General features: G+C 51.3%; 15 protein-coding genes and 2 pseudogenes. 13 read left to right on the top strand and 4 right to left on the bottom strand.

The genetic code is table 11. The features are described from left to right. Window positions 1-91: 91 nt before the first annotated feature. Window positions 92-189, bottom strand: a pseudogene (locus tag BM083_RS22690) (IS1595 family transposase); the annotation flags it as partial. A gap of 136 nt (window positions 190-325) precedes the next feature. On the opposite strand from BM083_RS22690, the pseudogene BM083_RS02010 reads away from it, so the two are divergent. The 6 genes and pseudogenes from BM083_RS02010 (at window position 326) to BM083_RS01985 (ending at window position 7,627) form a co-directional block, all read left to right on the top strand. Further along, a pseudogene (locus BM083_RS02010) lies at window positions 326-1,161 on the top strand (IS5 family transposase). A 298-nt stretch (window positions 1,162-1,459) separates the two neighbouring features. Further along, on the top strand, window positions 1,460-2,686 hold the full coding sequence (locus BM083_RS02005; RefSeq protein ID WP_089865075.1) for a glycosyltransferase family 4 protein: 1,227 nt from the start codon (window positions 1,460-1,462) through the stop codon (window positions 2,684-2,686). 18 nt (window positions 2,687-2,704) lie between these two features. Beyond that, window positions 2,705-3,871 (top strand): glycosyltransferase family 4 protein, encoded by a 1,167-nt coding sequence (locus BM083_RS02000; protein WP_089865072.1) that lies wholly within the window; start codon window positions 2,705-2,707, stop codon window positions 3,869-3,871. Then, complete coding sequence (locus BM083_RS01995) at window positions 3,872-5,074, top strand: glycosyltransferase family 4 protein (protein WP_089865071.1); 1,203 nt, start codon at window positions 3,872-3,874, stop codon at window positions 5,072-5,074. A gap of 100 nt (window positions 5,075-5,174) precedes the next feature. Next, window positions 5,175-6,503: a sulfatase-like hydrolase/transferase gene (locus BM083_RS01990; protein ID WP_177197511.1), complete on the top strand. Its 1,329-nt coding sequence runs from the start codon at window positions 5,175-5,177 to the stop codon at window positions 6,501-6,503. Between the two features lie 8 nt (window positions 6,504-6,511). Further along, window positions 6,512-7,627 carry a glycosyltransferase family 4 protein gene (locus BM083_RS01985; protein ID WP_089865066.1) on the top strand — a complete coding sequence of 372 codons (1,116 nt, stop codon included), beginning with the start codon at window positions 6,512-6,514 and terminating at the stop codon, window positions 7,625-7,627. A 17-nt stretch (window positions 7,628-7,644) separates the two neighbouring features. Here the strand turns inward: BM083_RS01985 and BM083_RS01980 are convergent, their stop codons facing one another. Next, a complete protein-coding gene (locus tag BM083_RS01980) occupies window positions 7,645-8,565 on the bottom strand; it encodes an NAD-dependent epimerase/dehydratase family protein (protein ID WP_089865063.1) in 921 nt (306 codons plus the stop codon). A gap of 169 nt (window positions 8,566-8,734) precedes the next feature. Continuing rightward, on the bottom strand, window positions 8,735-10,051 hold the full coding sequence (locus tag BM083_RS01975; protein ID WP_177197510.1) for a glycosyltransferase family 2 protein: 1,317 nt from the start codon (window positions 10,049-10,051) through the stop codon (window positions 8,735-8,737). A 193-nt stretch (window positions 10,052-10,244) separates the two neighbouring features. On the opposite strand from BM083_RS01975, the gene BM083_RS01970 reads away from it, so the two are divergent. The 5 genes from BM083_RS01970 to BM083_RS01950 all read left to right on the top strand — a co-directional run bounded on the left by BM083_RS01970 (window position 10,245) and on the right by BM083_RS01950 (window position 19,921). Continuing rightward, entirely contained in the window at window positions 10,245-11,177 is a 933-nt protein-coding gene (locus BM083_RS01970) for an NAD-dependent epimerase/dehydratase family protein (RefSeq protein ID WP_089865060.1), read from the top strand. A 510-nt stretch (window positions 11,178-11,687) separates the two neighbouring features. Then, a complete protein-coding gene (gene glmU / locus BM083_RS01965; protein WP_089865057.1) occupies window positions 11,688-12,884 on the top strand; it encodes a bifunctional sugar-1-phosphate nucleotidylyltransferase/acetyltransferase in 1,197 nt (398 codons plus the stop codon). Continuing rightward, window positions 12,884-14,677, top strand: a complete 1,794-nt coding sequence (gene glmS / locus BM083_RS01960; RefSeq protein ID WP_089865053.1) for a glutamine--fructose-6-phosphate transaminase (isomerizing) — start codon at window positions 12,884-12,886, stop codon at window positions 14,675-14,677. Before glmU ends, glmS begins: the two co-directional genes overlap by 1 nt. A 390-nt stretch (window positions 14,678-15,067) precedes the next feature. Then, the gene (locus tag BM083_RS01955; protein WP_177197509.1) at window positions 15,068-18,190 is read left to right on the top strand and encodes a PAS domain S-box protein; all 3,123 of its coding nucleotides are present in this window, start codon (window positions 15,068-15,070) and stop codon (window positions 18,188-18,190) included. Window positions 18,191-18,679: 489 nt separating this feature from the next. Then, a complete protein-coding gene (locus BM083_RS01950; protein WP_245756822.1) occupies window positions 18,680-19,921 on the top strand; it encodes a hypothetical protein in 1,242 nt (413 codons plus the stop codon). Window positions 19,922-19,953: 32 nt separating this feature from the next. Here the strand turns inward: BM083_RS01950 and BM083_RS01945 are convergent, their stop codons facing one another. Then, window positions 19,954-23,853 (bottom strand): heparinase II/III domain-containing protein, encoded by a 3,900-nt coding sequence (locus BM083_RS01945; protein ID WP_089865045.1) that lies wholly within the window; start codon window positions 23,851-23,853, stop codon window positions 19,954-19,956. A gap of 300 nt (window positions 23,854-24,153) precedes the next feature. Between BM083_RS01945 and BM083_RS01940 the strand changes: the two genes are divergently transcribed. After that, a complete protein-coding gene (locus BM083_RS01940; protein WP_089865042.1) occupies window positions 24,154-25,323 on the top strand; it encodes a glycosyltransferase family 4 protein in 1,170 nt (389 codons plus the stop codon). A 43-nt stretch (window positions 25,324-25,366) separates the two neighbouring features. After that, on the top strand, window positions 25,367-26,518 hold the full coding sequence (locus tag BM083_RS01935; RefSeq protein ID WP_089865038.1) for a glycosyltransferase family 4 protein: 1,152 nt from the start codon (window positions 25,367-25,369) through the stop codon (window positions 26,516-26,518). Window positions 26,519-26,520: the final 2 nt, after the last annotated feature.

Raw genomic sequence — 26,520 nt, 5'->3', positions numbered from 1 at the left:
CCCTATCTAATCAACTTATCTATACTCAAACGCTCATAGTAGCATATTGTTGATTTTGGAGAGTCGCTTATCAGCGTTTTTTGAGTGCTTCTCAACCGGGTTTTCTGAAGCGTTCGCTGTGTAGCTGGAAAGCACCGAGATACTGTGTCAGTTTGTCTTTGAGATGCCTCGGTGTGGCGAGAGCCACCGTCACACCAGCGAACCTGTTCCAGCAGGTCTACTGTGAGCAATTTCGTGCTAAATGCATCCAGCGGGCCGTGTTTAGACGCTAGCGAGAGGCAGGCTGCCGAGGATTATGAGTGAATGAAGCGGGAATGAGTTGAGTATGCCCACCCAACTCGCCCGCTTCACGGACAATTGTGTCGATTTATCTCAAAAAGCGGTCATTGGTGAGCCTCAGCCGCCGCTGTAGAAGGGTCGTGTGGCTACGCTGACTGGGTCATTGTCGCGATTCACTGTCTTCGTGAGTACCTCGACCAACCGTACCGGCGGTTGCTCGATATCCTCCACGAGATGCCTCGAATCACCGCTAAACTCGGACTTGCGGTGGATGAGCTTCCCGACTTCACTACCGTGTGCACGAGGAAGCAAGACCTTGAAATGCGTATCTGACGCGTCCTGCTGCAGTCGTCCGCTTCTCTCCACGAGTTCGGCGAAGTCCAAGCAATTGACGCGACTGGCTTCCAGCGACACAAAGCCAGTCGGCACTACGTGATTCGCATCGGCTACAACTTTGACGATATCAAAACCACGGCACTCGTTGACTGCGATTCGACGGCGATTCTCGACATTCATTGCTCGATGAAACAGCCACACGACACCCCGATCGGCAGGCAAGTGCTGACGAGAAATTTCCAGCGACTCAACACGATCGTCGCGGGCAAAGGCTACGATTGGGATGCTCTACGCCACGAACTCAGGGACGCTGGGGTTCGTCCGGTAATCAAACATCGTGAGTTCTATCCACTAGATATGGCGCACAACGCTCGACATCATAAGGAAATCTATCACCGCCGGTCACTCGTCGAGTCGATTTTCTTCGCGTTGAATCATCGGCTTGGTGAGACGTTGCGGGATAGAACGTGGTTTGGACAGTTCAGAGAGCTCGTCCTAAAGTCCGCCGTCAGAAACATCAAGCAAGCCGTTAAGGTCTCATACTAGTGTTCTTCCGCGTCTAAATAAGACAGATCCAGCGGAATCATTCGTGTCGTTTCCCTCCGTGGTTCCAGAGCGGCAGCTGAGCTGTATCAACAATCTTCTACAGAAAAGCAAATATACGACATCAAGTTGCTGAACAGTGGTTTTGATAGAAAAGTATTTGAGAATAGATTCTCTGCGCACAAATAAGGGTCAGTTGGTGTATGTTTCAAAATGATTCTCGGCAGTCAGAACAGAAGAATAACTTGCTTCACCGTAGCCACAGATTTATTCATAACCCAAACCAGAAAGAAATTTTCTAATGAGAAGTCAAAGCACTACTTCGTCAGTTGACCCAGAGTCGGAATCGCTCGCTATCACTTATTTTAATAATGAAGATCCATCGACAGATGCTGCTGGTGGTGGTGAGGTGCGAATGTGGGAGGAAGCAACTTTTCTCGCTCAAGAGGGTCATAATGTGACGCTTGTCTGTGGTCGATCAGACCCAAATCTCCCACCAGTTCGTCGTGATGAAGGGGTAACAGTACGGACGATAAAGACCGTGCCAGACTGGCTCGCACGATTTGAATCGGCGTATTTCTACCTTTCTCGCTCTCTTTTTGCTCTTTTTTCACTTGTATACTTATTAGATGGTGGTATAAAAGAGACTGATATTGCTATAGATAATCTAACACCCCACCCGTCACTGGCTGGTCTAATTGCTCCCATCCTCGGCATACCAGCGACTGCGATTGTCCACGAATTCCATGACCAAACTGCGTTGCGCAAATACAACCCAATAATTGGGTTAATTCAATTAATAGCTCAGAACTCACTTCGTATAGGGATTTACGATGCTGTGGTTGTCCCAAATGAAGTTACAAAACAGGAGCTCAAAGATTTTGGTGTTCGCTCACCGGTCACCGTTATTCCGAATGGTATTCACCTCGACGAATATGCTACGAATCCAGTATATTCGGATGATCTGAAGTACGACTTTGTGGCAATATCTCGCTTAGTACACAGAAAAGGAATAGATCGCTTACTAGATTCATTCGCTGAGGTTGTGACTAAGTGCCCAGACGCTACGCTTGCAATTGCAGGAAAAGGTCCAAAAAGAGATCAGTATATCGAGAAATGTCAACTACTGAACATTGAGGATAATGTTGAATTTCTTGGATACGTCGAAGAATCAACCAAAGCTGGACTTCTAAAGCAATCGGACGTCTTTGTTTCGCCTTCTAGACAGGAAGGGTTTGGGATTGTAGTATTGGAAGCACTGGCTGCGGGGATCCCAGTTGTTGCAAATGATCTCCCAATTTTTCGGAGTTGGATTCCGTCGTCATCTGTTGAATTTGTAGACGCAGATTGTTCATCTTCCTTTGCAAGTAGCCTAAGTAGGATATATGACGACGAAACGAAACAAGCTCAGCTATCCTTAAGAGGGCAAAAGGTAGCTAAAAATTATTCCTGGGATAAGGTGGCTATAAAATCCGAGTCAGTCTACAAAAAATTAGTGAAGGAAGAAAGCGACAGATATAAATATTGATTCTAAGGTGTGACATCCATGAAAATCATTCAGACACCTGGTCGTTTTTATCCCCATACCGGAGGAGTCGAAACATATGTCCACGACTTATCTAAACGCCTTTCAGAATTGGGACATACATCTAAAGTTGTCTGTCCTAATCACCCGAGTGAGGAACATATCGATGATTTTCCCGGTGGAATCACTACTCGACGCCTGACTAGCGTCGGACAGATTGCATACACGGAGCTAACGCCTATGCTGCCAGTTGCCCTTTTACAGGAAGTTAAAAACGCAGACATCCTCCATACTCACCTCCCTACACCCTGGTCAGCGGACATCTCTACCCTAGTTGGTGAACTCACTAATACGCCGACGGTAATAACTTATCATAACGACATTATCGGCGACGGAATTGCAGATTACATATCCCAAGCATACAACTCTACAGTTCTCCGAGCAACTCTACGTTCGGCGGATCAAATAATCATCACACAAGAAAATTATATTGAATCATCTAAACAGCTGAGTCAATACAAGGACAAGATAACTGTGGTTGGTAATGGAGTGGATATTGAGCGATTTCAGCCCCAGTCTCTATCTCAAGAGTCGCAACGTTCTCACGGGATTAACCCCGATACTCCAACGATTTTCTTCTTGAGTGTGTTAAATAGGTCTCACGATTACAAAGGATTAGACGTTCTTCTTCAGGCAATAAAGTTATTGAATGAACATGATGGCCGGAGCGTTCAATTAATAGTTGGCGGTGATGGCGAAGCACGATCAAAATATGAAAAGATAGCTGCAAAATTGGGGATCGAGAATAGCGTGAATTTCAAGGGTTACATCCCAGATGAGGAACTGCCTGCAATTTATAGCTCGTCAGACGTTTTTGCTCTTCCATCACTCTCTTCTGATCAGGAAGGGTTTGGGTTAGTTCTGTTGGAAGCTCTTGCTTGTGGGACACCAGTAGTTACGACTGATGTTGTTGGAGTTGCCGATGATGTTCGTGCGGCTAACTTAGGCGAAGTCGTTAATCGTCACGACCCAGAAGCATTAGCAGCTGGTATCCGATCCGTTATTAATCACCAACGCTCGGTTAATGAAAGAGGGCACACATTCTGTGCTGAAAATTACTCGTGGAGGAGACAAAGCAAAAAGATGGAAGAAGTCTATCAAAATCTTGTTGAGAAGGAGGCAAAATAAATGGACATCTGCGTCATCTCAAACCTCTTTCCTCCAGAAGTTGTAGGTGGTGCTGAAAAGCATGCAAAAGCTGATGTAAACGAACTTGTCAACCGAGGCCATGATGTGAGTGTCATTACTACACGCTCCTCTAGTGGAGGAACCTATTTTTCCTTTGAGGAATCCGAACTTGGTGGGGCAACAGTCTATCGATTTACTCCTTTGAATGCTTACTCCCCTATTGAACACCAATCTGTTTCAGCTTGGAAGAAACCAATCCAACATGTAGTAGACATCTGGAATCCTCATGTATATCTACTTGTGAAGAAAAAACTGTGCCAGATATCCCCAGATATAGTTCACATACATAACCATAGTGGTCTTTCTCCATCAGTATTTGCAGCAGTCTCCAGTCATGAGATCCCGGTTGTTCACACTCTACACGATTACGAGGCTCTTCATGTGCGAACGAATCTCTTTGATGGAGAAAAGATTTCGGACCCAGGGATAGGAATGAAACCCTACCAGAAAATCTACCGACAACTAGTAGAGCCTCATCTTGATTATGTAGTGTCTCCTTCTCAGTTTGTCCTTGAGAAACATCACTCAGAGGGAGTTTATTCAACTGTTCCGTGCTCTCGTGTACCACTAGGGATTTCGTCTAAATCTACCGATTCAGTCTCAAGTCGACCTTCCAATTCAGATCAACTACAGCTTATGTTTGCTGGACAACACACTCACCAGAAAGGAATTGATATTCTCATTAAGGCAGTGCGGAAATCCTCTTTAGAAAACCTTCATTTGAATATCTACGGGAAGGGTCCAGAATCATCTAAGCTTGAGGACCTCGCATCCGATGAGCCACGCATTACTTTTCATGGGTTCGTTGATGACGAAGAACTCCAAGATGCCTACGCTGCGTCTCATTTCACGGTGGTTCCTTCTCGGTGGTACGACAATTCTCCGATGGTTATTTATGAAAGTTATAATCGCGGTACACCTGTAATTGGTGCGAATATCGGTGGCATACCCGAACTTATTACTGATGGCGAGACTGGAATTCTATTTGCGCCAAATGATGTTGATTCATTACAAGGTGCTCTTGAACGGGCCGCCTCTCTCCCCTATGACGAAATCCAAACACAGGTAGAAGAAACTAAGTCATACTGTATTAGCAATCATATCGACGAGATAATCTCGATCTACGAAGATATTCTGAGATGAAGCCTACGATAGAATAGCACTGTTTAGTTGACGGAGAGTACTATATATCTTCTTAGAAAAGCAAAGTAGTTTTATACAAGAATATCAGATGGTCAAGATGATGAGCGGGAAACCAAATATTGCAGTAGTAGTATTGGATACACTTCGATACGATTTTTTCACAAAATACTTTAATTGGCTTCCGGGATGTAAGTTCAAAAACGCATATACTACCTCTCACTGGACTGTCCCTGCCCATGCCTCGCTTTTTACTGGTAAATATCCAAGCGAAGTGGGTGTTCATAGCCAATCCGTCCAATTAGATTGTAAAGAGCCAACACTTGCAGAAGAACTCTCTTCAAATGGATATTCCACACACAAATATTCTGCAAATTTAAACGTTTCTCAATGGGGTGGCTGGGGCCGTGGGTTTGATATTGATATATCTCCAGACGATCTTAAATTCCCAAATTCAAACGCAGTGAACTGGACAAAATTTTTGTCAGAAGTTAACGGGAGTCGGGGGGAAATTTATATAAAAGCTATTAAAGAGTGCTTTTCGCCAGATGTCTCAACGTTAGAGTCATTAAAAACTGGTTTTCAGGAATTTCGCCAAGACTACTCCAAGGGGGGTGTAAGAACGGTACAACAGTACTTGAAAAATGAGGACTTTACAGCACCTTCATTTGTATTCATCAACCTGATGGATGCACACGTTCCTTATCGACCACCTGAAGAATACCGTACAATAGAGGAACAAGTCAATACAGAACCTTGGCGTATTCCTTCGAAAACTACGGGCAGTCCACCAAACAAACAACAAGTTCAAACTGCATACCGGGATTCAGTTCGCTATCTATCAGACGAATTCAGAAACCTCTATTCGCTTCTTGAAGACGAATTTGATTTTATATTGACACTGTCAGACCACGGCGAGCTACTTGGTGAATACGATCTCTACGATCATTGTTATGGCTTGTTCCCGGAACTTACTCATATTCCTTTAGTGGTTTCGGGACCTAATACAGATAATAAAGAGATCAGTCATCCTGTGAGTATTCTTGACGTTCATAAGACTATCGGAGAACTATCCGATACCGAACTTGACTCTCGAGGACGGAATCTTCTAGAATTAGATTCTAAACAGGAATTTCTGACCGAGTTTCATGGATTCACTCCTTGGATGCGAGACCAATTTGTTGAACAAGGAATAGACGAACTCGAACTAGATGAACTTTCCAACTGGAAATATGGGCTCTATACAGAAAATAATGGTTATATCTATGAATCAAGCGATGGAGACATTCAAACCGGACCTAACTCTAAAATAGAGAATCCAAAACAGTATCTCCGGAAGGCAGCCGCTCAGATTGAGCACCGAACCGTAACTGAAAACGAGTCGGTGAGTGAGGATGTAAAGACTCAACTTGAAAAACTTGGATACGCCTAAATACAAATATGACCGAAGAATCCGTGGCGCTAGTTCATAACTTAGTTGCACCGTACCGCACACCCGTCTTTGATGCGATTGGAGAGGAAGCTTCCTTAGATGTCTACTATTGTCAGCGTTCCTCTCCTGAGCGAGACTGGGACACGACCTACGATCCTAAAAACCATACAGCAACATTTTTACCAAATATAGAGCTCTTTGGGGCTCTCTTTAATTATACTCTACCATATCATCTTCTGAAAAAAGATTATGACACAATTGTATTAAATATGGGGAGAGACATGATTATTAACAATTTGATGAGTCTTCCAATAATATTTCTTACTGACGCTAATCTAGTTATTTGGAGTGAATTAATAGATACAGACTGGAGCTCTAATCTAAGCAATAGAAGTAAGATGGTTTCTAAATTCCACTTTGATAGTATGATAAACATATATGAGAAAACACTGTTCCAGGTAGCGGATAAGGTAGTGGGTCTATCTGAACTCGCCAAAGAATATACAAGAGCAAGAGGTATAAATAGCGAAAAGGTTAGTATAACTCCACAAGTAATGCCCCGGGAGTGCTTGGGACCTGAAAATCCAAAGGTGAAGAAGTTGGACCCTAAGCCTTCAAGCGAAAAACCCACTATTCTATTTGTGGGTAGATTTATTGAAGAAAAAGGAATCGGTACTCTAATTGAGGCTGTTAGAAGCTTTGAAGAAAATGAAGTTGAGTTATTCATTGCTGGCGACGGTCCTCTCAATGAGACACTCCGAGACCAGGCAGCTTTGGTTCCACAAATAAAGTTTGTAGGCTATGTCCGGGGTGATCAAAAATGGGAATACTACGACAGATCGGATCTATTTATATTACCGTCTCGACATGAACCATGGGGTCTTGTAGTAAACGAAGCGCTGTCTCGAAACTTGCCAGTGGTTACTACAACGGCGGCTGGAAGTAAAATGCTCATTCCTGAAGAAAATGTTGTCCCACCGGATGACCCAGATAGGTTAGCTGAAGTTATTCAAAGAATAATAAATTCAGAGCTTGTCACAACAGATGACAATAGCAACGGAGACAATCCTATGGACATTCATCAGATGTCTAGAGAGTTTATCGGGACAGCTGACGAAATATGACCATTTTGAAGATTATTTCACGTTTGATATTGCTGACAGACTCTTTCGACTCCTTGTTTAAACCTAATCTGTGGTTCCCACCCTGTCTTCTCAGTAATATTTGAGATATCGGCCATGGTGTCGTGGACGTAGATATCGTCTCGAATCGGGTTCTCGATATGTGTTGGCTCAATTTCGGTCCCAAGTTCGTCGTTCAGCAGCTCAACAACCGTATTGAAGTCGTAGCTGTTGCCCGTTCCGAGATTGTAGACGCCGTTCAGCTCCTCCTCAGCAGCCGCAATTAACCCACGGACAATGTCGTCGACGTGCGTGAAGTCCCGTGTCTGGGTTCCATCACCGTAAATCTCCGGAGACTCACCATTCGCTAAGTCATCTGCGAACTGCGCGATGATGTTCGCATATTCGCCTTTATGTTCCTCAGCGCCACCATAGCCCTGATACACCGAGAAAAAGCGCATCCCGGCCATCGACATGTCGTAGTGGTTGTGGAAATATTCACCATAGCGTTCGCGAGCCAACTTGGACGCTTCGTAGCCCGTTCGTGCTTTCACATCCATGGACTCTGGCGAGGGCTCAGTCCGGTTCCCATAGATGGACGACGTCGTCGCGTACACAACCGTGTCACATCCGTCCTGTCGAGCCTGATCAACAGTGTTGACGAAGCCTTCAACATTCACACGAGCTCCTTTTGTTGGATCTTCTTCATGCATTGCGTAGGAGGAAAGCGCCGCAAGATGGAACACAACGTCAACATCAGTGGGTAGGTCCTCTTCAAGCACGCTTGCCTCAACAAACCTCACATTCTCTTCGAGATTCTCAGGCGTTCCGAGATAGCCATCGTCGACAGCGATGACATCATTCTGTTCAGCAAGCGCATTCGCGAGATTCGAGCCGATGAACCCGGCACCACCGGTCACAAGAACGCGGCTGTTTTGCATACACGAATGTAGCAGATTACTCCGGTAAAAGTGGTCCCATGAATTACACGAGCGACAATCATTCACAAGACAACTATGCCAACGACGTGTCCATATTACAGTTCGCACACGCGGCGCTGACAGCTTAGTTCAGATTCAGTTCAACCCATCACGAAAACCAAACGACGACTTACAGATGAGTGTTCAGCGAATGAAGAATAATTGCGGTGAAGCAAGCGAAGATCCCAACCAAGGTGAAGAAACTCGCAGTAACCGCAAGACCCAGTGGGAAGATGCCCGTGTTAATGTAGTTTGAGAAGGTTGCATATCCGAATCCCAACCCGACGAACGAGCTGATGAACCCCGGAATACCCAAGACAGTAACTGGTCGTTCATGCTCAATCGTCTTGAGGATGTTCCCGACTAGCGAAAGCCCGTGCGAGATCGGGTTATGCGTACTCGCATCCTCGACGTCGTAGGAAATCGTCGTCCCCACTTCCTCAATCTCGTAGTTATGATTATGAGCGTGATAGAGGATATCCGTACTGGCGCTCATGTGATCACCGACAGTCTCGTCTGCTGCCAGCGAGTTAATCGCATCGCGGTTGTAGGCTCGAAACCCGCTCTGTGTATCAGCGACACGAGAGCGAGGTCGAACAACACCCATACTCAGATTGGTCAACTGATTAACGACCCAGAGACCAAAGCGTCGATACAGGGGAATCTCCGTCTCTGAGCCCTCTGCAAATCTACTGCCGATAACAACCTCTGCACCCGTCTCCTGTTGGGTCTCGACGAGTTTGGGAATATCGTGTCCGTCGTGCTGTCCGTCTCCATCAAGGATCACGAGGTGGCTTGCGTTACGACGCTCCGCGGCATTAAACGAAGTTTTGAGCGCGCCGCCATAGCCACGATTGTCTGCGTGTTGGATAATCGTCGCTCCAGCCTCACGTGCTCGCTCTGCGGTACCATCTGAACTCGCGTCGTCGACGACAACAACTTCAGTAGCGTACTGCTTTGCCGTCGTCACGACATCGGCAATCGCCTTGCCCTCGTTATATGCCGGGATCGCGACGAGCGTTGATGAGACGCCATCGTCGGAGTCGTACGATGACTCGAGGGTTGCATCAACTGCGAAGGTGTCCTCGTCGAGTTTCTCAAGGCTTCGCTCGAAATCGACTCGTTCACCGTTCGCTGGTGCAAGGATAATTCCAGGATGTGAATGTGCACGTGCACCCGCCGCAAGTTCTGCTCGAAACTCGTCCGAACCAATCCCTGGTTCGTGTGGTCGAACAATATTCGCATCAAGCTGTTCGGCGAACTGTACCGCCTCGAGATCGGTATCGCCGTCGTGGGCGACGAATACTTGCTGTGCGTGTTCTCGTGCCCGCAGAATCGTGCGAGCAATGACATCGCTGTTCGATTCGGTTGCGACGATACCGATTGCAGGGTTTTCTACCACCTCCTGTTGTGATTGTGAACGTTCCAAGCTCATCACCCGTTCCATTAGTTGGCCCAACTTGTTCGACCGATAAAACATTTTCTTGATGGACAGTTCGAAGCCACAAGACGAATGCCCGTACCACGACTGCTGAATACGAGGAAATAACCATTATTCTCTCATGGAACTGTTCTGTTCGGTGCCGAATATCTCTTAAATCCGAGGTTATATATGTTCTCATCAGTGACTATATCCTAACATGATACACGGCAAAACAGTGCTCATTACTGGTGGTGCCGGCTTCGTGGGAAGTCACCTCGCGGATGCACTTGTTGAGCAAAACGATGTCTACGTTCTGGATAATTTCTCAACTGGAAAGCGTTCGAACCTCCCTAATGAGGTTACCGTAATCGACGACGATATTCGGAACGCGAATGCATTCGACCAGTGTCCTCCTGCAGACATCATTTTCCACGAGGCGGCACTCGTCAGCGTCCCTCAATCTATCGAAGAACCCGAGCGTTCGAATGCAGTCAACGTCACTGGGACAATTAACGCCTTGGAGTATGCACGGGACGTCGACGCTCGGATTGTGCTCGCCTCCAGCACAGCGATTTACGGCGATGCCGAAGAGATCCCGACACCCGAATCGGAATCGAAGAAACCATCGTCCCCGTATGGTATCGACAAGATGTGTCTGGATCACCATGCTCGAGTCTACAGTAACCTCTACGACGTCGAAGCAGTCCCCCTCCGCTATTTCAACATCTATGGACCTCGACAGACAGCTGGTGACTACAGTGGTGTAATCAGTATCTTCCTCAAACAAGCACTCAACAACGAGCCGATTACGGTTCACGGAGATGGCTCTCAAACTCGTGATTTCGTCCACATTGACGATGTCGTGCAGGCAAACCTGAAAGCCGCAACCACAGAGCACGTCGGTGAGGCGTACAACGTTGGTACTGGGAGCGAGGTAAGCATTCGTGAGCTAGCAGAGACGATTCGCGACGTAACTGACTCTGACTCTGAAATCGTTCACACTGAAGGCCGAACAGGAGATATCGACCGCAGCCTCGCTGATCTTTCGAAAGCTCGCACAGGATTGGGCTACGAGCCGACGCTCTCACTTGAGGAGGGTCTCAAGGCTCTCGTCGAGCACAAACATGAGGAACTGGCTCCGGTTCAGTAACCTCGTTGCAGGAGTTTCGAGTCGTCGATAGCACTAGTGGTGTAGGAGTACACCCAATCCTCGCACTCTTGATTCTCTAGTCATGAATCTGAGTTCTGTCTTCTTGCACTACCTGTTTTCGAGACTCTGAAAAGAGAGTACCTAGTGCTGTCACAGTTTCGTGTCTGCGCCGACGACCGCCCCGCTCAGATCAATACCCTCAATCGCCGATTCGGCGTCGACGACCCTATCCCCAACTCCGCATTCTGAGTAGAGGTCAATGTATCCTCCAGAACAACTATATTTGGAGAGACTACACAAACACGTAGATTCTGAATGTGCAATATTTGCCACCACTAGTGTTGTAACTCCAATTTCTTGGGACTCTCTATTATGAGCGGTGGATGCGGATTACTTCGCCATTTGTATAACTAGAACAAATATGAACAGCCCGCCACAAACAATCAATATTTCCAGACTATTTCCTGTGGGACAGAAATATTGTAGTAGTAGTCTGGACAGGGTTGTTACATGAACGTCACATCCGCCGTCGTGCTCGCAGCGGGCGAAGGACAGCGGCTTCGACCGCTCACGAAGCACCGCCCGAAGCCGATGCTCCCGGCGGCTGGTCGCCCGATCCTCGAACACGTCCTTGATGCGATTATCGACGCCGGCATCACCGACCTCCATCTCGTCGTCGGGTACAAACACGAGCGTGTGCAAGATTACTTCGGAGCGACCTACCGCGGTCACAGCCTCACGTATCACCACCAGCACAAACAACTCGGGAGTGGCCACGCCCTTCTGCAAGCTGAGAGTGCAATCGACGCGGATTTCCTCGTCGTCAACGGTGACCAACTCATCAGTCATCACACGGTCTCGGAGGTTGTCGACGCCCACTCAGTGGCGGATGTGGCGACACTCGCGGTCGTCGAGAGCGACGACGCCCCGCAATACGGAGGCGTCCGCATGCAGGACGACCACATCATCGAACTCGTCGAGAAACCACACTCAAGTGAGTACCGGCTACTCAATGCGGGTATCTATGCCTTCGCACCCTCGTTTTTCGCTGAGGTTGAGGACACAGCACGGTTTGATGGTGAATTGTCGCTCACAGACACCCTCAGCAACCTCATCGAACAGAATGAGCTTGTACGGGGCGTCAGGACAGAGGGGATCTGGCGTGATGCAACGTATCCGTGGGACCTCATCTCCCTGGCTAAAACGCTGCTCGTCAGACCAGGGTCAATCGCCGCCCCCGTCGTTGATGAGAACGTGTACGTCAATGAGGATGCCATCGTCCACGACGATGCGACACTTCATGGCCCAGTTGTGGTCGGCGCCGACAGCGTCATTGGCCCACAAGCAGTCGTCGGTCCTGATACAGCAATCGGACAGAACGTCTCTATCGACGCGGGAGCGGTCGTCTCCACGTCAGTCGTCGACGACGACACTCGAATCGGTCCGAACGCAACGCTCGTCGAATGCGTCACTGGGCAAGGTGTCTCGATCGATGCAGGCACGACGATTCCTGGCGGCACCGCCGACGTCCGAATCAACACGACGGTCCACGAAGACGTCTCACTCGGCGGTGTCGTCGCCGACCGTACCCATCTCGGTGGAGGGACAACTCTCACTTCAGGCGTGCTCATTGGACCGAATGCGACAATCCATCCCGGCAGTCGTGTGAAGACGAATATTGGCGAAGACGCGGAGGTGTCCAACTGATGTGTGGCATCATCGGCTATGTTGGTTCGCGCGGTGATCCCTCTGAGGTTCTCATGGCGGGGCTCTCAACGCTCGAATACCGTGGCTACGATTCTGCGGGGATTGCCGTCGGGAATGGTTCGCTCCAAATTGAGAAACGCGAAGGCGAACTCGAGGCTCTCGAGAAGGCTGTCTCTACGAAATCATTCAGTGGCAGTGTCGGTATCGGTCACACCCGTTGGAGTACCCACGGCCCACCTTCGGACCGCAATTCCCACCCACACACGGACGAGTCCAATTCGGTGGCTGTTGTCCACAACGGCATCATCGAGAACTACCAAGAACTGCGCGATGAACTGCAGACAGAGGGCGTTATCTTCTCGAGTGATACTGACTCCGAAGTCGTCCCGCACTTAGTCGCGAAGAACCTCAAAGCCGGCGACGACCCCGAGCGTGCCTTCCAGCGAGCGGTCGACCGTCTTGAAGGGTCCTACGCCCTTGCCTGTGTCATCGAAGGTGAGGACGCGATTTTCGCGGCTCGCGAAGATTCACCACTCGTCTTGGGCATTGGCGAAGAGGGCTATTACCTCGCCTCGGACGTCCCAGCCTTCTTGGAGTACACGCGTGATGTCGTCTATCTTGACGATGGAGAGTTCGTCACGCTCACCGAAGACGACTACATCGTCAGCAAGGATGGCCACAGAGTCGAGAAAGACGTCAAGACTGTTGAGTGGAGTGCCGAACAGACAGGGAAGAGCGGGTATGACCACTTCATGCTCAAGGAGATTCACGAGCAACCCACGTCCCTCCGCCAGTGTCTCAGCGGGCGCGTCGACGAGCTCGCCGGACACATTACTGTCGAGGAACTCACTGATCTCGAAACGCCACGCTCGGTTCAGTTCGTCGCCTGTGGAACCTCTTATCATGCAGCCATGTATGCAGCAGCCTTGCTTCGTGATGGGGGCATCCCTGCTACCGCCTATCTCGCAAGTGAATATGCGACTGCCAACCCACCCATTCCGGACGATACCCTCGTCGTCGGAATCACGCAAAGCGGGGAGACTGCAGACACGATGAGTGCACTTAGAGATGCGAACTCTCGTGGGGCCGAAACGCTGGCACTCACAAACGTCGTCGGCAGTAGTGCGGCTCGAGAGTGCGATCACGTCCTCTACATTCGCGCCGGTCCCGAGATCGGCGTCGCCGCCACCAAGACGTTCTCCTCGCAACTAATCGGTGCAACCCTCCTCGTCGAGAACCTGCTTGAGGAGACGGCTGACCGTGAGCTCATTGGGGCACTTCGAGACCTCCCGAGCAATGTGCAAGCAATCTTGGATAATTCGAACGCTGAAGCAGTTGTCGATGACTTCCTTGAGTCAAACGCGTTTTTCTTCATCGGCCGTGGCACACATTTCCCAGTCGCTTTAGAGGGCGCCCTGAAGTTCAAGGAGATCACCTACGAGCATGCCGAGGGGTTTGCCGCAGGCGAGTTAAAACACGGCCCACTTGCACTCGTCACAGAGCACACACCGGTGTTTGCGGTCGTCACTGGCAACGGCGAGAATGCTCACAAGACCATCAGCAACATCAAAGAGGTCGAAGCACGCGATGCGCCCGTCGTCGTCGTTACTGATGGCCAATCGGACGCAGCGCGCTATGCGGATGCTGTCCTCGAAATCCCCGAGACACACGAACAGATGGCACCGCTACTCGCGAACGTCCAACTGCAGCTTGTGGCGTACCACATGGCCAATCGACTGGGTCGATCGATCGATAAGCCGCGGAATCTTGCCAAAAGCGTGACTGTAGAGTGACGCATCTCGAAGTGTGAATCGTTTATTATTCGATTATGAGGTGTGTATCTATCTGCATATTTCAGGGCAAAATTTATGAGGCAGTATAGCAGTGTTTGGTATGTATCCCTTGAGCAATACTTGCCAATACTAGTATTGTAACTGGTGTATAGTAATCATGTGCCCAGAAACATTTATGTGAGAGATCCAGTGTGATTGTATCTCAACATATTCTTTGAGGAGTTCGGTCTTCGGTGGGGAAGTTGAGTACAGAATCTGCCCTCCATCAGTGAAGGTCACTGCGCTAACTCAGACATCTCTTCAGCTGAAAAACCACCAAACGTAGTGTGGTTAACAAACAATCTGTTTTAGGAGAATAGTTAAACATCCTGAATGAATAGAGTGGAATATATGGATCCGGAACGTAGTGATGACAGACCCCCAATACGTGCTCTGTATGTGAGCGGGGACCAAGAGTCCGCACAAAGGGTCCAGACGCTCCTGGCGGCTGTCAGCGACCACATTGAGCTGACTGTTGCTGAAAAGATCTCGACAGCACAGCACGTTCTCGCTACGTCTGCAGTTGACTGCGTTGTTGTCGGTCCATCACTCTCGGATGAACTCAAAGGCGAACTACTGGACAGTGTTGACAACCGCTATTGTCCCATCATCTACGTACTCGATTTTGACAACCAGCAACAGCAGATCCCGACCGGTGAACTGATAGACCATGTTTCGATTTTACCGATAGAGCACTTTGCCGCTCGACTTTCGGTGCGGATTCAGACGCTGGTTGAGACTGCTCGCCAAAAACAGCGGACGAAGGCGACTTTCGGACAGTTTGAGCAGATGGTAGATCGGGCCACAGATGGCATCTATGCGGTCGACAGTGAGTGGCAGATTCAGTACGTCAATCAAACGATGGCAGACGGGCTTAGTGCCACTCAGTCAGAGCTCATTGGACAGGATCTCTGGGAGGCGTTTCCCTCACTGGTTGGCTCTGAGCTTGAAGCGGTCTACCGAGATGCAATGTCCAGTGCTACTGCTGTCTCGGGCGACTCATACGTTGGCCCTCCATTCGACTCTTGGATCGAGTCCCATGTCTTTCCCGATGGCAATGGCCTCACGGTCTTTTGGCGCCGGACGGCCAAACAAGAGCAAACGCAGAGTCTCACCCGAGCAAAAGCCATCCTCGACAATATTCACGACGCCGTCTTCGTAATCGACGAAACATACGAGATCCAGTTTGCGAATCCGACAGCCGCTCGGATCGCTGGCCACTCGAATCCAGCTGCACTAGAGGGACGAACGCTCGCTGACCTCATCGAGGGACTAGTGGCAGATGAAGCAGTTGATGCGTTCCAGACAGCTGTCTCTGAGGTGCGTGAGACACCCGGCGACAGCGAGAGTGCAGTATTCTCCGATGCAGACCTTCAGATCGACTTTGAGACAGCATTCGGTACCCGGCATTTCGATGTGCGACTGAAGTCGTGTGTAAAATCCCCAACTGAGACACTTGTCGTCGCCCGTGACATCACAGAACAACACGAAACCCGCGACCAACTGAAGGCTGAACGAGACGCACTTCGAGTGCTACAGGAGATAATGGCGGACACTGAGGCCACGACAGCAACACAATTATCTCGAATGCTTGCACTCGGGTGCGATACGCTGAATCTCGAAGTTGGGCTCGTCTCAGCCGTCGAAGAGACTGAGTATCGCGTCCGTGCAGTCCACGCACCAACGACAGCGATTGCTGTGGGGGATCAATTTGACCTTGCGACAACTCCCTGTGCAGAGGTGCTCGCTCGCAACGATGTCTACTCATTTGTAGAGACAGCTGAAAATTCGGGGCATCAACTCACCCCCGAGACGAATACGTTTGAACCTGCATCCTACATTGGTGTCCCTCTCTCGGTCAATGACGAACGCTATGGGACGCTCTCATTCGCAAGTGTCGCGTCACCGGTGCAGGAGTTTTATGAGGCCGAACGGACCTTCGTCAAGCTACTTTCAGAGTTGATCGGTGCCGAGTTGACGCGAGAACAGGATCAACAACAGCTCAAGGAGACAAACACACGACTAGAGTCGCTTATCGAAGCCGCACCATCCGCGATTTTCGAAATTGATCCAGAAGGAACCATCGTACGATGGAACCGAGGTGCCGAGGAAATATTTGGATGGACTGCGGATGAGGTCGTTGGGGAGCTTGTTCCGTCCGCTTCGAACGCAGAAGTTGAGACGTTCATGAAACATCGGGATCAGGCCTTGGCTGGGAAGCGAATCTACGGAGAAGAACTTACTCGCCAGACGAAAGATGGCACTGAACTAGATATACTCTTATCGACAGCACCAATCGAAGGGCCTGATGGGACTGTAAGTAGTATCATTGTCGTCATTGAGGACATCTCTGCGCAGAAAACCCACGAGCGGCAGTTGCGAGCGTTACAGCAGACAGCACAGCAGCTGACTGTTGCATCTTCACTCGACGAGATCGGAGAAATTGCTGTGGCTGCTTCAGACCGTGTCTTAGAATTGGATATGACCGGGCTCTGGAAGTACGATCGGACACAGCACGCGTTGGTTCCGGTTGCACAATGTGAGTCTTCCCTCGAAACCCTCGGTCATGCCCCAGCGTTTGCAGCTGGTGAGGGGCTTGCGTGGGAGGTGTTTGTGTCAGGAGACGTGCGTGTGTATGACGACGTTACTCAGCACACAGCGCGATACAATCCTGATACAGCGATTCGCAGTGAAATCATCGTCCCACTTGGCCACTATGGAATCTTGATGACTGGATCGAACCAATACAAAGAGTTCTCTGACCGAGAGGTTGATCTCTTTCGGATTTTGGGGGCGTCAGTAAAAGCGGCGATGGTGCGCGCTGAGCGTGAAGCAACGCTTCGAGAACAAAATGACCGGCTGACCGAGTTTGCCCATGGGGTTTCACATGACCTTCGAAGTCCATTGAGCGTCGCTGAAGGCTTTCTGGAGATTGCCAAAGAAGACCCTGAACCAGCACATTTCGAGAGAGTTGAAAGAGCACATGACCGAATCAGCCAACTACTTGAGAACCTTTTGACGCTAGCACAGCGGGGAACAACCGTCACTGAGGGGGACGAAATTGCTGTGGCCGAAGCAGCACGCGAGGCTTGGACGTTCGTGGAGACAGACACTGCGACGGTGCACATTGGTGAGAGCCTTCCAATTGTTATGGGCGATAGGAGTCGTGTGACACAGCTCTTTGAGAATCTCTATGGAAATGCCATTGAACATGGTGGTGAGGACGTCACAATTACAGTCGGTCCACTCTCGGTCGAGCAGGGATTCTACGTTGAAGACGATGGCACTGGTATCCCTGTCGACCAGCGCGAGGAGGTACTCAAACACGGCGTTTCGTTAGGTTCCGGAACCGGGTTTGGCCTCGCTATCGTCGCGGCGATTGTGCGCGCGCATGGATGGGACCTGCAGGTGACAGAGAGTGCAAGTGGTGGAGCACGCTTCGAATTCATCGTAGAAGCAATCCCGAAGAACTGAGTCCTCAGTGGCATGGCCCACACAAGCTCACGTTTCGGTCGCTGACTGTGTTGACTTCTCAATGTCGTTTCCACATGTCGCACATGAATCCGACTGCCAGGGGACTGTAGCGACGACATCCTGTTCTTGGTCACAGAAGGAACAGTACGCAGTTCTTGGCATGAGAACACTCATGCAACCAAGTATGGTAAGTAATCAGCGCCTACAAAGGCATATTCATACGTTATTCGAGAATTTCTGGAAAAGTACAACAAGCACACAGATGTGTCTGGTGAACTACCCCACCCTACCGCTCGTCGTATGACTCGTACTTGAGTGGTGAGCTTCCTGTTTCGATGACGCCGCTGTATCCCCTCCCTACTCGCTCCCTTCGGTCGCTCCTTGAGTATGGAGATGTAGTGTATATTTGTAGTTAAATTAATAATTTTAGAACCGAATGTTGACATAGAGATGCACGGCTCGCGTCCTCACTCCCGTCGTCGATTAGCTGTGGTCAGTACTGTAATCGTTCTTCTTGTCCTTCTCACCGTCGACCCAAGTCTCGTTGCACCCCATTCCGCAGAAGAGATGGACATGAAGGGACCAGACGACGTAAAACTCGTCTCCGTCTCCGAAGAGAGCGATGTGAAACTCTGGCCGTTCACCAGTCGACAGCAGTCATTTGAGTCACTCACATTGCCAATCAACGCCGTTGTTCGCGGTGAAAGTTCACGCGTAATCACACAGCTCAGTGGCCACGGGGACAAAGAGTTAGAACCAATGACCAACGACTGGCAAGGAATCGGTGATGAAAGCGAGCCCGTCGTGGTCAACGGAGGAGACATCAGGTGGCGTGACACGACTGGTGCGACGCGATACACCTATATTGCAGCACCTGGCCCCGCAGGGGGCTGGATGACCGAGACAGCCCAGCTTCACGACGGGACGTACTTCGGTTCACGCCACCATCTCCGTCTCTATGAAGGGGGTAGCGAGGGTGCGCGGTGGACGGCGATTCAGGCGCATCACGAACATTGGGACTGGTTTCGGCTTCGACACACGGTTGGGTCGTTATCAATAGCGCAGCATCATCTCGAAACGGAATATCTCGGTGCGTCGTACACTGCCGACATCAGCCGTGAACGGTTTGCGAACGGTGGCGCCTCCGACGCTGACGGCTGGGCATCAGTTATTGATCTGCGGCCGCTCTCCACCGTGGGTATGCTCTCAGCTGGACTGCTGCTCTTTGGATCCATCCAAGGGCGAAACAACTGGCAGACGACAGTTGAACAAGTATCGGAAGGGTTCTCCGATGAGGTTCACCAACGGAGTGCGCTCTTGTTGGTGTCGCTGTTATCGTTACCACTTATCGTCCGAAGCGCTAGTATTCTCGCCGAGACGACGGTTCCGAACGTCCCGGTAAAACTCGTCGCTGGGATGGGCTATCTCGTTTTTGCTGTCGGGATTCCGGTCGTTACTATTCTCTTCTCTCATGGCGGTGAACCATTCGACTGGGCTGGAATCGCGATTCTTGGATTAGGACTTGGCTTCGTCCTTGATTACCAATCGATCGGGATCGAGGTGTTACCGATTGCGGTCGTCTTGCATCGGCTCGTGGTGCTCGGGGTCATCGGATTCGTTGCAGCGAGCGCATCGAATCAGACAGTCGAGAACCCGTGGTCCCAGTCAACGAAAGTTGGACTCGTAATGTGGGTCTGCGTCCTTGCATGGCCACTTTTCATCGGATTATAGTTCACTCAACAGTGGAAGTGAAGAGTTCCCTACTACTCGAATTCAGTACTGAGAGGGATAACAAACTCGCCATTCTCTTCGAGGATGTACTCGTAGCCAGCGTTGAGGTCACTCGGGTCACGATACTCTTTGACCGTTGTCTGATCGCCGAGTTTGAGCGTTGCACTAGTCGAAGTGACGTTATCGACACCGACAATCTCGTAGGCGCCATTCCGGTCGTCGACGGCATCAGCATATACCCATGACCCTACCGTGGTCTCCATAAGTTGGGTATCGACCGGGCCGTTGGTGATTCGGACCTGCAGTTCGTTATCGAGCGAGAGATCCCGAGTGAAGTCTTCGACGACTCCTTCGATACGCGGACGTTGTTCGATCAGCCGCTCACCGTCGACTTCTAACGTCGTCCCATCGAGCAAGTAAGCATGCTCGTGGGTCCCCTCAGCATCCGTTGAATAGACCGCGAATGCTCCATCAAAGGTGAAGACGTCGTCGACGGTATGTTCTGAGACGTCATCACCGGGGCGGACGGTCGCACTGGCGATGTAGTCTGTCCGGCCGTTTTTGAGTTGGACACGCACTGCGCGGGCAGTGTGGTCTGCACTGTCGACTGGGATTCCAGTCGCATGCTCGATGAACCGTTCTCCTTCATATGACTCGATTACTGACCGGAACAGCGATCCGTGTCCTTCGGGGTTCCGATGCGCGATGAGATACTTGAGTGTCTCTGGGTTGTTCCACCGCTGTGGCGGGTTGCCATTAGCAATAGCGACGTCGTCACACTTCGTGAGCATCGTCAGCCGCAATTTCACATCTTCGTCAGTGGCCGTTCGTACGCCCCAATGGTCTCGGCTGTCCCATTCGACACTGAACCGCCAATTGGGATCTGCTTCTCGCTCCACATCGTACAGATAGTTGAACCCATTGCCCACGTCGTTGTTGTATTGCGTGTCTTCCCCGTAGTCCGGTTTTGGGATGTCTGGACCAGCATAGGTGCCGGAGTCTTGCTCTGTGAGATTTAGATATCGCGTCGAGACGGCTGATTGTTCGACGAGATCAGTGCGAAGGAACTCTCTGGGAGTCCCGTTCAAGATAAACGCGTCAAAGTAGAGCTCACCGGTCTGTCCTTCCCCAACCCCACCGAAAATCCCGACTCGTTGGTCGGTCTCGCTCGGGAGGGTGTAGGTGCCACTTGCATGGACTGTTCCGTCGGTTGTTTGGAGGGTGATGTCGACCGTTGACCCACGTGTGGAGACCGAAAGCGAGTACCAGGTTCGTTTCTCCCAATCATCCATCGTGTCGGAGGAGTCCCACGTATTCGACTCGGGATAATACAGTCCAATGCGCGGGTCTTGTTCAGCGCCTTGGTTCCCAACACCGGCACAGACGTGCCGTCCATCGGTGTCCTGACCCAGATACACGGCTTGGACGTGATGCCAGTAGTCTTGCTCCCCCGTGACCGCCGAGTTGATATCCAGTTGCACATCGACGTCGCTGCTCTCGGTGGGTAGGGTCAGTCCGCGCCACTCGTGTGTGTTGCTGGATGGGTCGAAGATGCGCGTCGACCATTCTCCTGCAGTGGCAGCGTCAGGAGAGACACCGATTCCACCCGCCCCTGCTCGAATGGTGAGCTCAGAGACTTCATCTCGGAGTTCGTATTCGAACTGGTCGGCTGGTACAGCTGGCCCGTGGAAACTGAAGTGATGGTCCTCACCACCGTAGATGTGGAAGAAATCAGTGACGTAGGAGTTCTCCTCGTCTACGGTAATCTGTGCAGTGGTCCGGTGATACCGTTTCGCCTCGTCGTATGCTTCATCTGCTTCGATAGCAGACAACTGGACGCGATCAGTGTGGTCGAACCATTCAGGTATGCCAATCCACTGTCTATCTTGTTGGCGTTCGTTGACAACGACCGTATTGTGACTGATGGTATTTGAGGTCCAGTTCCATCGCTTCGGCCAGTTGCCCGTGTCTTCGGGGTACCCAAGATCCGGTGAAAGGTTCAATCCATGCCCGAAGAGTCCGATATTGAGCGCGTCGCGATGGGTATGGCTCGTCCCATAACCGGCGTCCGGCCCGAACGCATTGCGCCCGTAGTAGGTCCAAACGCCTCGTCCGGTCCCTTGCGTAACCGACCCCGATCGGAGTGCAGTAAACCCAAAGCCAGCAAGCTGGGTGCTGTCGAGTTCGAGCGGTCCGGATGCCTCAAGCGCTGTCTCGATACGCTCACTGACGACCTCTGGATTTGTTTCGAAGATAGTTCCACGGAGGCCACTCGTCGAATTTCCATTTCGGAGATACGTCCATTTGATGAGTTCCTCGTTGTTGTTTGCTTGGTAGGCACGAACGAGGTCATCCGGATCGATCATATCCTCAAAGCCAGGTTGCCCCGCCCCCGAGGTATCACCAAGCCGTGGGACATACTGGTTGAGAAAGGTCAACCGAGATTGTGTCTCAAATGTTCGTTTGAAAATCGGGGTTTGGTATAGATCCAAGTTCGGGGCCCCAGTGTACCCGTTCAAGGTATCAGCGGTTGATTGCACGCCACTCACGACGAGTGAATTGTAGTGGACACTCTCTTCGTTCGGGAACCCATCGCGGTCAAAGTCTGAGAGAAGCCGAGCGAGGATTCCACCACCGGTGAGATACCAATGTCCGTATGGGGTTCCGTCGTCCTCTTCTATCAATTCACCTGCTCGAGAAAGGAATTCGAGGGTCTCGTCAGTGTAGCCATCTGAATCGTCTTGGATAACCGCTGATAACGCGAGTGTCTGTTGGTGGCTCCCGAAGTTCCCACGAATTTGTGCTTGCTTGACTCCCGGAAGCATCTGCTTGATGAATCCCTCCTCGATGTTTGTTCGAGTGTCGACCATCGTTTCCTTTGTCGAGAGGCCAGGGAATTCGGTTGCCTTCGCCTGCAGGAACGTCGAGAGCGTCACGTCAGCGTCAAGTGCCGGGAAGATCGCGTCGTAGGCTTTCATGACCGCTTTGACCCAGTAGGATTCCCAAATCGACCCGACCTGTTTTCCTTTCCCAGTCCCCCCGTGAGATTTGTTTGGGAATCCGTTCCACTCTGTGTATCCCCCTTCGTCGAAGTAGACCGTCTCTTGGAGACTCATCTCCGGATACACGTCAGCGAGTCGGTCGAGCAGGACGGCTGCCGCACGTGCATACCGCTCGTCTTCTGTGAACAGATATGCCTGCGCGAGAGAGTCGATTAGTGAGCGAACCCCGTAGACACCATACCAGTGGTGCGCCCACGCAACGGGGACCCACTGTTGCCCTGGAGATCCCAAATCACCCGCTTCGTCGACCCAGCCGAGCCCGTCGTCGACGCCCCACTGGGGTCCCATCTCGGGGTGTTCTTCGTTGACGAGCAAGGAATCATCGGCTCGTTCGGGGTCGAACTGCCCGGTTTCGTCACGACCGCTTTGTCGATATGCCTCGAAGTCGTTTGTTGGGAGCGTGTACTCTCCGTTCGTAATCTTCCACTGTTGACCGGGCTGTGCTGCATACGCCACCCCGGAGACAGGGGATTTCACTTCCCATTCGCTTGACCATGGATAGTAGCCCGCATCCCCATTGGCAAGATAGGATGCCCGAGGGATGTGTTGGGAGCCGACATAGTGCCACAATTCATCGAGAGTATACTCTTCGATGATGGTCTCTGCTTTGTTCACTGCACGATTCCGAGCCGATGCCGCCCAGCTGTAGGTCTCGATGTTCTCGCGAGCAGCCTGCCGCTTCTCGTCAGTGTAGAAACTCGCGCGGGTTTTTCGAGCGGAGTCGTCTCCAGCAGCGGTCCCAGAGAGGAGCGTCCCCATGATTCCAATACCTGTTCCCTTCAGAAACGTGCGCCGTCCGAAGCGAGGACCGAGGGGGTCCAGAAAATTGGATGCACCACTATCGGTGGGCTCGTCGTCATTCGGGGACATTACGTCTTTGTTTGTTCTTGAACTGTATAAAAATGCTGACTGTCTGTCTAAATATGAACGAGAAGGAAATAGAGAGCAAGGCGCTCACGGGACAGCAGCGTATGCTACAGTAGATTTACAGACCAGTCAGAGAAAGTGACTCTCGTGGTCTCTGTCGACTCTTCGCGGACTCCACGTACTCAGCGCGGTACGACACAGGCATGTACGGGACGTCCGAACCAATGGACTCATAGTCAGTTTCGAAGCGGGGCCATCGGTTGCTTAGGCTGGCCAGCAGAGACAGCGATGGAGGAGCAGTAAATGGACTCAGAGAACCTCACCGTACTGCTCTGTACGGATTATCTGCCTCCCGGTGGGGGTACTGAGACTGTCGTCACAGAGCTTGCCTCACATCTCGCCAGCCGTGGTGTCGACGTCGTCGTGTTCGCACTAACCAACGACCAAGCTGTCTCGCCGTTTACGCACGAGAATATCACCCTCCACCGGATTTCAGCCACAGACTTGACTGACACAATAGGGTTGCAAGCGCGTATCTCAGTTACTGCACTCGGTGAACTTCGCCGTGTGATCAAAACTCATCGTCCGGACGTCATCCATGTCCACAATCGATTCTTCTTTACGAGTTACCTCACAGCAGTCGCAGCAACAGCCGGATGGGCTCCGAAGGCATCTCGAATACTCACAGTCCATCTCGGCTCACTCTCGGAGTTGAACGGGATCGGCGGTGTCACAGCCCGCTCACTCGAACGAACACTGGGACGGTCACTTTGCTCATGGGCAGATACACTCATCGGCGTGAGTGAGTCTGCAACGGCACACGCCCGTCGTCTCGGTGTTTCCCCGGCGAAGATTACGACTGTCCCGAACGCCGTCGATACGAACACATTCCGGCCCCCTTCTAATCGAACTCACAGCGAGCACCCGCGAATTCTCTTTGTGGGCCGACTTGTCGAGAACAAAGGACCGGATCGACTTCTAGAGGCGCTTCCAGCCGTCTTCGAGTCACATTCCGATACCGTAGCCTCGTTTGTCGGGACCGGCCCGTTGCGCGCCGAGTTAGAACAGCAATCGGTTCGGTTAGGAATTGCTGATCGAGTGCAGTTCCATGGCGTCGTCGATAGTGTGGCCAGAAAGATGCGACACGCAGATATCTTCTGTCGGCCATCGCTCACAGAGGGATTGCCGTTGACGTTACTCGAGGCAATGGCGAGTGGGATTCCACCGGTCATGACGCCTGTTGCAGACGTGCCGACGGTCATTGACCACGAGCGAACCGGGCTCCTCGTCGAGCCGAACGCGTCCGCTATTTCGACTGCACTCACGACGCTCCTCAAGAACGACGACCACACACAGCAGATGGGCTCACAAGCACGGGAAGCGATTACGTCGAACGGTTACGGCTGGGCACAACGAGCCTCGTCAGTGCTGGACGTCTACGAATCGACCCTCGAGAAAAACACTCATCGATGAGAGACCTTCCAAACAACGTGACCTCTCCAATAGAGGCGCATCGATGGTAACTCACTCTCGAGTTTTGCTGCGGTCGCATACGCCACTCTATGTCGGCGAACCCAATGGGGGTGCGCCGTATCTCATGGAGAATCTCGCTGCTGCGCTCGGCGCAACGGGGTGGGAGATACACCTTCTCTGTCCAGCGGCCGATCGCTCACTCTCGACTCCAGCGGGCGTCACAGCCCATACATTCGACTACCAGACCCCAACGACAGCGACCACCAAAATGCTACACTCAGTGCGCGGTCTCCAGCAATTCCGCCGACTAATGAAGGCGTACTCGTTCGATGTCATCCTCGACGACATCTCTCATATTCCCTTCTATCCGGCCCATCTCTTGTGTCCATCTGAGACGGTGAATGCCTGTTTCATGCATACCGCATTCTTCGAGACGGCACGTCGGTTCAGCGGCCCACTCAGGGGTCGTGTTGTCGAGGCAATCGACCGGACGCTCCCGTACCTCAACCAGCCTGAAATCGTTTGTGCAGGTGAAAGCACCGAAGCGACGCTTCGTGACCGTCTCGGACACACGGCGACACACGTGCTCAACCCCTGTGTCGAACTGGATGCATTCAGCTATCAGTTCGACCCGCAGTCGACGGAGGTGCTGTATCTCGGGCGACTGAGCAAGCGGAAGAACGCCCAGTTACTGCTCACAGCGTGGCAAGAGATCGAGCGTCGGTATCCGAACCATTCGCTGACGATTGCAGGAACTGGCCCACAAGAAGACTATCTCAAAGAGACAGCACGAACGCTTGGTCTTGAACGCGTGTCATTCCGTGGGTTCGTCAGCCCCACAGAGAAACACCGTTTGTACCGGGATGCACTCGTCTTCGTGTTGCCGTCGCTTCTGGAGGGCTATGTCACGACGGGCTTAGAGGCACTAGCCTCGGGGACACCCGTTGTTGGTGCGGATGTGCCCGGTATTCACGATTACGTCGTCGATGGAGAGACCGGTCTTCTCTTCGAATCCGACGATGCAGCTGCATTGGCGACGACCCTCGCTACAGCGTTGTCGGACCCTGCTGGGCTCGAACCATTGGCTGAACGTGGTCGTGCCCTCGCTGCGGCACATTCGTATTCGAGCTTCAAACAGCGCGCAGACGCACTCTTCAGCACACTCGCAGAGAAATCACCATCTCGGCCGTCGTGATA

Origin of the sequence: Halogranum rubrum (assembly GCF_900114455.1) — an archaeon.
GTDB classification, from domain to species: Archaea; Halobacteriota; Halobacteria; order Halobacteriales; family Haloferacaceae; genus Halogranum; species Halogranum rubrum.
This window is presented reverse-complemented; position numbering and strand designations above follow the sequence as displayed.

Bases quoted from the DNA above. Each gene is read 5' to 3' on its own strand.
- BM083_RS02005 (WP_089865075.1), top strand. From the start codon at position 1,460: ATGAGAAGTCAAAGCACTACTTCGTCAGTTGACCCAGAGTCGGAATCG.
- BM083_RS02000 (WP_089865072.1), top strand. From the start codon at position 2,705: ATGAAAATCATTCAGACACCTGGTCGTTTTTATCCCCATACCGGAGGA.
- BM083_RS01995 (WP_089865071.1), top strand. From the start codon at position 3,872: ATGGACATCTGCGTCATCTCAAACCTCTTTCCTCCAGAAGTTGTAGGT.
- BM083_RS01990 (WP_177197511.1), top strand. From the start codon at position 5,175: ATGAGCGGGAAACCAAATATTGCAGTAGTAGTATTGGATACACTTCGA.
- BM083_RS01985 (WP_089865066.1), top strand. From the start codon at position 6,512: ATGACCGAAGAATCCGTGGCGCTAGTTCATAACTTAGTTGCACCGTAC.
- BM083_RS01980 (WP_089865063.1), bottom strand. From the start codon at position 8,565: ATGCAAAACAGCCGCGTTCTTGTGACCGGTGGTGCCGGGTTCATCGGC.
- BM083_RS01975 (WP_177197510.1), bottom strand. From the start codon at position 10,051: ATGGAACGGGTGATGAGCTTGGAACGTTCACAATCACAACAGGAGGTG.
- BM083_RS01970 (WP_089865060.1), top strand. From the start codon at position 10,245: ATGATACACGGCAAAACAGTGCTCATTACTGGTGGTGCCGGCTTCGTG.
- glmU (WP_089865057.1), top strand. From the start codon at position 11,688: ATGAACGTCACATCCGCCGTCGTGCTCGCAGCGGGCGAAGGACAGCGG.
- glmS (WP_089865053.1), top strand. From the start codon at position 12,884: ATGTGTGGCATCATCGGCTATGTTGGTTCGCGCGGTGATCCCTCTGAG.
- BM083_RS01955 (WP_177197509.1), top strand. From the start codon at position 15,068: ATGGATCCGGAACGTAGTGATGACAGACCCCCAATACGTGCTCTGTAT.
- BM083_RS01945 (WP_089865045.1), bottom strand. From the start codon at position 23,853: ATGTCCCCGAATGACGACGAGCCCACCGATAGTGGTGCATCCAATTTT.
- BM083_RS01940 (WP_089865042.1), top strand. From the start codon at position 24,154: ATGGACTCAGAGAACCTCACCGTACTGCTCTGTACGGATTATCTGCCT.
- BM083_RS01935 (WP_089865038.1), top strand. From the start codon at position 25,367: ATGGTAACTCACTCTCGAGTTTTGCTGCGGTCGCATACGCCACTCTAT.